Source organism: Miniphocaeibacter sp. (assembly GCF_049276255.1).
Classification (GTDB): Bacteria; Bacillota; Clostridia; order Tissierellales; family Peptoniphilaceae; genus Miniphocaeibacter.
On the sequence record NZ_JBASWB010000012.1, the window covers coordinates 1 to 6,846 of the forward strand.

Annotated in this window: 4 protein-coding genes and 2 pseudogenes; 1 reads left to right on the forward strand and 5 read right to left on the reverse strand. The window is 28.3% G+C overall.

What is annotated here, in order from left to right; genetic code table 11:
* From WAO56_RS01340 to WAO56_RS01360, 5 genes and pseudogenes are all read right to left on the reverse strand, one after another.
* Positions 1 to 1,010: pseudogene (locus WAO56_RS01340) on the reverse strand (hypothetical protein); the annotation flags it as partial.
* 10 nt (positions 1,011 to 1,020) lie between these two features.
* Positions 1,021 to 4,650 carry a BREX system P-loop protein BrxC gene (gene brxC, locus WAO56_RS01345; RefSeq protein ID WP_422143765.1) on the reverse strand — a complete coding sequence of 1,210 codons (3,630 nt, stop codon included), beginning with the start codon at positions 4,648 to 4,650 and terminating at the stop codon, positions 1,021 to 1,023.
* A gap of 11 nt (positions 4,651 to 4,661) precedes the next feature.
* Positions 4,662 to 5,228, reverse strand: a complete 567-nt coding sequence (locus WAO56_RS01350; protein WP_422143766.1) for a DUF1788 domain-containing protein — start codon at positions 5,226 to 5,228, stop codon at positions 4,662 to 4,664.
* Positions 5,228 to 5,827, reverse strand: a complete 600-nt coding sequence (locus WAO56_RS01355) for a DUF1819 family protein (protein ID WP_422143767.1) — start codon at positions 5,825 to 5,827, stop codon at positions 5,228 to 5,230. Before WAO56_RS01355 ends, WAO56_RS01350 begins: the two co-directional genes overlap by 1 nt.
* A 1-nt stretch (position 5,828) precedes the next feature.
* The gene (locus WAO56_RS01360; protein ID WP_243659987.1) at positions 5,829 to 6,029 is read right to left on the reverse strand and encodes a helix-turn-helix domain-containing protein; all 201 of its coding nucleotides are present in this window, start codon (positions 6,027 to 6,029) and stop codon (positions 5,829 to 5,831) included.
* A 320-nt stretch (positions 6,030 to 6,349) separates the two neighbouring features.
* Between WAO56_RS01360 and WAO56_RS01365 the strand changes: the two are divergent.
* A pseudogene (locus tag WAO56_RS01365) lies at positions 6,350 to 6,846 on the forward strand (IS30 family transposase); the annotation flags it as partial.

The window sequence follows — 6,846 nt, forward strand, 5'->3', positions numbered from 1 at the left end:
ATTATCATTTCAAAGAAGGTTAATTCTTCAACATTTACTTTTTCATCTATATAATTTATTTTATTATCTTTAGGTGTAACAAAAAACTCCAATTTTTCTTGTAATTTACTATTAGAATTTCTTTCTATCCAATATCTGCCTAAAGAATTATTTACTATATATTTTACAACCCAGTCTGTTGTAAATAATTGAGTTGCAGCTGGAATATCAGCTTTTTTTACTGTGCCTTTGTATATGTTAATAACTTTATCTTTATATTCTTCGTTATAATACTGGTATAACCAACCAATAATTTCTATTGTTCCTTTAACTTTTACTTCTTCATCATTGTCTTCTTTTTGAGGATTAATATTAAAATCATTTTCATCTATTTCATTTACTAATTTATAAATAACTCCTGTTTCTTCTATAAATGAAGGTTTAAATAAAAGTTCCAAATAGTCATCGGTTTTTTCGAATAAATATGGTAAATATTCCTTAAGTTCCTCTGTTACCTTAAAGAAGAGAAAGCTAAAGAGTTCTTCATCGGACTCTTTTGTTGCTGATGTTTTTAAATTTATTACATATTCTTTTTCTTGGTCTGTAAAATTTTCAAAAAGATCTAAGTCCAGTATATTGGTTAATATTTCTGGAATATGGTCATTTTCACTTGCTGATGAAAGTACCCTAACTCTTTCTGGTAAATATTCGTTTACCTCCATAAATCTAATGGCTATTAACCTGTTAAACCAAGTGTAGGCTGTTTCTTCTACTATTTGTTCAAAAGCTTCCTCATATTTTTCTGCACCGTTTAATTTTTCTACAAGTTTTTTTCTGTATTTTACTTCTTTTCCTTTTAAGGTAAAATTTCCTACTCCACCAATATTAAAGGACATAAAGTCAGACTCGTCTATTTCCGCTTCTACAATACCTTCTTTATTTATTCCTATTTGAGAAGCTAAGAGAACTACATCATCTCTTAGCTTTCTTCTAGCATAGATAGCAAAATTTCTTAAAGCAGTTTTGTTCATTTTTTCCCTCTTAAAATTCTATATTTATAATATTTTCGTCTTGTAATTGCGATTTTATTTTATCTCTTATTTCCTTTAAGTATTTGTCTAAATCCTCTTCTTTTTCTATTTTCCAAGAACGGCTTGGATTAATATTTCTAAAAAGAATTGTCTTTTGTTTTTTTAATTCAGGTTTTACCTCTATTTTTTTTTCTGTTTCTTTCGTTTTAGAATTTTCTTTTTCTCTTCTTTTCTGTTCTTCTAATGCTTTTTCATATTCTGTATCTGCACTTTTTAAAGCTGATTCAAATATTGTTACAGCTTCAGCCTCAACTGAATGAACATCCTTTAAATTATCATAGCTTTCGGCCTTTTCTACTAGGTTTTTAAACCTTTTTATATGTCTACTTGAAAAATCTTCCTTTAAATTATATTCAGCAGTTTTTTCACTAACTCTTGTTTCAAATTCTTTAATTTGTTCTAGTACAGGAGCCAAGGTAACTTCCAAAATTGGATCGTAAAGATTTAGGAATTTCATTCTTAAATCTGGTAGGTCCTTTATTCTGTTAAAGGGCATGTCCATTTTTAAAATATGATTTATTTCTCCTACAACTTTTTCAATTTCTTCGTCATTTACAAAATTTTTAGAATCTTCATAAATATCCATAGTCAAGGAAGCTTTTTTCCAAATATCTATTTGATTACTTTTTTCATAGGATGTTCCAAAAAATGACTGAACTGGTTCAAAATCCTCTACAAAATCTTCAAAGTCGTCTCTGTTTTTATAGGTATAGTCAAATAATTCTTCCGGTTTTTTGATATTAATTACATAAGTAAATAATTTTTCTCCTGATTTGAGTATTTCCTTTCCAGGATATTTAATATTACTATCCTTATTAGTGAAATATGAGTTATAAATTCTTTCTATTTCCTTTAATTTTCTTTCCGATTCCCTTTTAAAATACTCAGTCATCCCATCGGACTCGTCGGTTCTGATGTCCATGTTGAACAATAGTTTGTAAAGATCTTTTAAGTTTTTCTTCTTTTTAGGATCTATTTCCTTTTTTAGTCCTAGAAGAACCTTGTCTTCAAATTTTTTCTTTGTAATATATTCTAAAATTACTTCTTTTTCTGTATTTAATATATTTACAGGATTACCACTAACAGTAAATTCCAGTTTTCCGTCCATAAATAGTTTGGCTATAAGCCAGCTTATGTCATAATCTACAAAACCGTAAGGTGCTTTTGCAAATTTGTTTTTTATATCCCTAATTGAAACTTTAGCATTTCCCCGAGTTTGTAATAAAACAAATTCTTCTAAATCCCTTAAGGCTAATTCATTTTCTTTTATTTCTTCATCTAAATTCACTTGATTTTTCTTAGTTAATAATGCTCTAATATCTGAAATATCCTTTGTAGCTGTAATATAGTTTAATTTGTTATAGGTATATTTAACAAGGGTTCCTATAGCTTTTGTTAAAGAGGTTTTAAAGTCCATACTATTAGTTGGAACTTCCTCTCCTTCTACATAGTAAGTAGCATTTTTTAAGGCATCTTCTAAAGTTCTTTTACTTCTTTCCCTATACTCCTTTAATTCAGAATTTTTTACTTTTACAATATCTTCAACATTGGGAAAATTTCTTAATTCACTGGAAACTAAAAAACTTTCTATTTGTAACACTTGTTTTTTTTCTTTTAAAAAACTTTCATCTGATGGTAGTTCTACATATACAGCTCTGTCATTACTGCTTAATAGTTTTAAGCTTTCTTTAGCACCATTATATTCTGAACTTGGAGTAATAATTTTAACAAATATTTCTCCTTGTAGGTTACCTACTGGGATTCCATCTACTTCTTTATTAAAGGAGAAGGTATATCTGCCACCAAATTCAGGGTAAATATATTTATCGTTTATATAGATATCGTCAAAAATATCCTTACCTATGCTTTTAGAAACTTCCGTTGATCTTACATCGACTTTAGTAATTAATCTTTCTACTTCTTGTTCCTCATCAGTTAAGAAAATATAAATATCTCCATTTTGTTGAACTAAAGTTTGACTTTTTAGTGTATCTAAAGCCTCTTGAACTTTTTCTTTTAGGGCTAGACGGTCTTCATCTATATTAGATGCCATTAATGTAGTTATATTATCAACTGTTGCTGTTATTTCTTTTACATATTTAACCATAAAGAGTGTTTTTAATACATTAACATTAAAACAATCATCTTCATTATCCGGGTTAATAACCTTATTTTTACTAGCTTGAATAATGACTTTTGCATGGGCTGAGTCTAAAAATTGAGAAAGGGCATTATAGAATTTATCGAAGGATACTAAAACTCCGTCTTCTTCATTTTGAACTCTTTGAGCACTTTCTTTAAACATTGCAAGCATTGAACGCTCCCCTTCAGAAAGGTGTTTACCACTTGCACCAAACTGTCTTATGGCCGTTAAAACATTTGATAATAAATTAAACTGGTAGGGTATATAAGGATAAACTTTTACAAAATCCTCTACATTTTCAAATTTCTTTTTTTCTGCAAGGTCATTAAATATTATTAAATTATCTAGGACTGATTGCTTTTGATTATATAAAACAGTTAAGGTTTCTTTAGCAGTATTATTTTTTTCTAAAATTCTCTTTTCTATTACTTCTGAAACATCTGCAGATGTTAAATTTATTCTTGTGTCAAAACGACCTTGTATTTTGGAAAAATCATCACCTTTTATTACTGTAATTTCATCAATAGCCTCTTGACTTGTTACTACTACCCAAGCTTTCCCTTTACAAGCCGTTCCTAGGTCCTCTACTACTGTTTGTAGATTTAACATTAACTCCCTATTTTCACCAATATATTGGCCAACTTCGTCAACAAAGAAAACAACATGATGATTATTTCCCTTTTCTTCTATATATTTATTAACTAATTCTGAAAATTCTTTAATAGATATGCTGTATTCTTTGGAGGTTATTTTTTCATACCAGCCTTCTGCTGATTCTTCTGTCATGGAATTGGAATTTACCAAGGCTTCTACTAATTCTCCACTTAAGAAGTCCAATTCGTATCTTTTATTTTCCCATTTATCCTCTGTTATTTTTTCAAATTCAGCTTTAAAATCATCATATTTTTCGTTTTTATCAAGCCATCTTTCTAAGTCTGCTACATAGGGATCTGATTCGCTATAGCCTTGCATTTCATTAAATACCTTAAGAAAAACAGATAATATTGCTTCTTTTCCACTACCACCAGTGTCTGATCTTGAGTCTATGTTAAAGAGTATTGAATCAGTAGAAACTTGACTTGCTAATTTCATATTTGCAACGACCATAGGATCGTTTATTTTATTGTCATCTAAGAAAAAATCTATTGCTTTTTTCCCATCTATTTCTTTATTGGATATTAAGTAGGAAAGTATTTTTAATAGATGGGACTTACCACTTCCAAAGAAGCCGGATATCCAAACACCCATTTTATCTGTATAGCCATTTATTCCTTTTGCATAAGCAGTAAAAAAATCTCTAAAATGCTTTTGTAATTCATCTGTTACTACATATTCTTCAAGCTCCTGCTTAATGTTTTCAATATTATCCTGTCCAACTTTAATAACACCTTGGATATCTCTATTTATATCCTTAGTGAACATATCTTTTATTAACATATATAACTCCTTTATTTTATTAATGGAAATGCCCTGTAGTAATTATCGTCTTTAAATTCTCCAAAAAGACTTAAACTCTGTCCATCATACTTCCCAGGATAAAACATTACTACAGGTGATTTGTAAAAATTAAGATGTAAATTATTTAAGATTTTATGACTTCTTACAAAGGGAAATATTTTACCTATGCCTGTTATAAATACAATTGTATTATCTGGTGTATTTTCCTTTATTGTTCTTGTAAAAAAATCATTACCACTGTCCATTCTAAGTAAAGAAGTTATAGCTTTAACAAGCTGTTTCATTCCTTTCTTTTTTTCTATTTCCATACATTTTTCCAAATATTTCTTTTCCCTTAAATGATCGATTAACATCTTATATAAATCATATTCAACAATTTCAAAAGAACTAAACTGTTTTTTTGTAAAATCCTTTAAAAACTCTCTTACTATTATTTCATCTTTAGGAGAATAATCGAATATATAGTATCCAACTTCATTTCCCAATCCTTTATTCTGTAAAAAATCATCCTTTGTAATAACCTGTTCAATTTTATTTAGTTTTTCATAAATATACATTAAAATTCACCTTTTATAGCTTTAATATAGGAATTTAAATTTTCCTCTTCCATTAGCCTTTCTAACTCTAGATCTAGAAAAATATTTTTATAATATGTTTTTCCTTCTACATCTTCTAAAAGTCCAGCTTCTCTTAAATAAGTACCATAAGCACCTATCATTCTCTTTATGGAATTATCGGAAAACTTTGCTACTTCTTCATTGTTGTTTTGCATTTCCCTTAAGAATACCCTTACTATTGAAGGATTGTATTCCTTTGTTCCTAGTTTTATTTCTTCTCTGTATTTTGTATAAACAAATTCAAATAGTAATTGATCTGTAAGTAAAATTCCTAATAAATTTATAATTTTTTGAGTTGAGATATCTGTTTTTTGAAAATAGTCTAATATGTTTTCAGGCAAGGCTCTTGTTCTTCTTTTCATTTCACCTAAAATCTTAATCCCATAGGCTTTAGAAGGTGCTGCAAGAAAATTTCCACTTTCTTGTTTTACTCTAATTTCTTCCGGAGTATAACCTTCATTTAACAAATTTATGTACTTTTTAAATTCTATAAACCAGAATCCTTTACTTACAATACCAGCACTATATTTTCTTGCCATATTAAACCTCCACTTCACAAATATCACTTAGTTGGCATTTTAAAACACGACAAATTCTAACTAATACATCCATGGAAACATATTCGTCCTTGGTGAGTTTCGACAAAGTACTTGTACTCATTTTAGTCAAAACTCTTAAGTCAGATTTTTTCATATCCTTATCTATTAGAAGCTTCCACAGACCTTTATAATTTATATACATTTTCCCCTCTTTTTTCACTTTATTATATATTATTTCATACTATTTAATAGTATCTTAAAAGACACTTCTTAACAAGATATAACTTTGACTTCTCAAATAAAATATTCGCATAAAATAGAGTAGATTATCCGTTCTGGAAAATTATTATAGTTTTTATATATGTTTATATATGATAGATTGTAAAATTAAATGCAACACCTAAAATAAAAAAACTCATAACAAATTCCGATATTTGTGTAAAATGTTAATAACTACAAAAACACACAGGTCGGAGCTTGTTATGAGTTATAAACATCTTACCACTGTGTGACCTTTAGGTTATAAATGAAAGAAACAAAATAGAAATACTTAAAAAAGAGAATTATTCTGAAAGAAGGATTGCTACACTATTAGGTTTTAGCAATTCAACAATAAGTAGAGAAATAAAGAGATGTAAGGGTGAATATTCAGCTAAAATAACTAAAAACGATTATGAAGAAAAATCAAAAAACAAGAGTAGAACATGTTAATTTACACAAGAGCTAGGTGGATTTATTGAAGACATATTAAATAAATCATGGTCTCCTGAGCAGATAGTAGGTAGAGATTTAAAGGGTATTATATCTTTCAAAACCTTTTATAATTGGATATATTCTAAAGTTTTATCTGTCGATTTAAAGGTTTTGCGAAGGAAAGGAAATAGTAGGAAAACTAAAGAAACTAGAGGCAAATTCAATATTGGCAAATCAATATCACAAAGACCAAATCATGTAAAGAAACGCATAGAATTTGGACATTGGGAACTAGATACAGTTGTTTCTTCTAGAGGTAAAAGCAA

What these genes read in the sequence shown, in the direction of transcription:
- WAO56_RS01355 (WP_422143767.1), bottom strand. Translation starts at nt 5,827, where the DNA reads ATGGCAAGAAAATATAGTGCTGGTATTGTAAGTAAAGGATTCTGGTTT.
- WAO56_RS01360 (WP_243659987.1), bottom strand. Translation starts at nt 6,029, where the DNA reads ATGTATATAAATTATAAAGGTCTGTGGAAGCTTCTAATAGATAAGGAT.
- brxC (WP_422143765.1), bottom strand. Translation starts at nt 4,650, where the DNA reads ATGTTAATAAAAGATATGTTCACTAAGGATATAAATAGAGATATCCAA.
- WAO56_RS01350 (WP_422143766.1), bottom strand. Translation starts at nt 5,228, where the DNA reads ATGTATATTTATGAAAAACTAAATAAAATTGAACAGGTTATTACAAAG.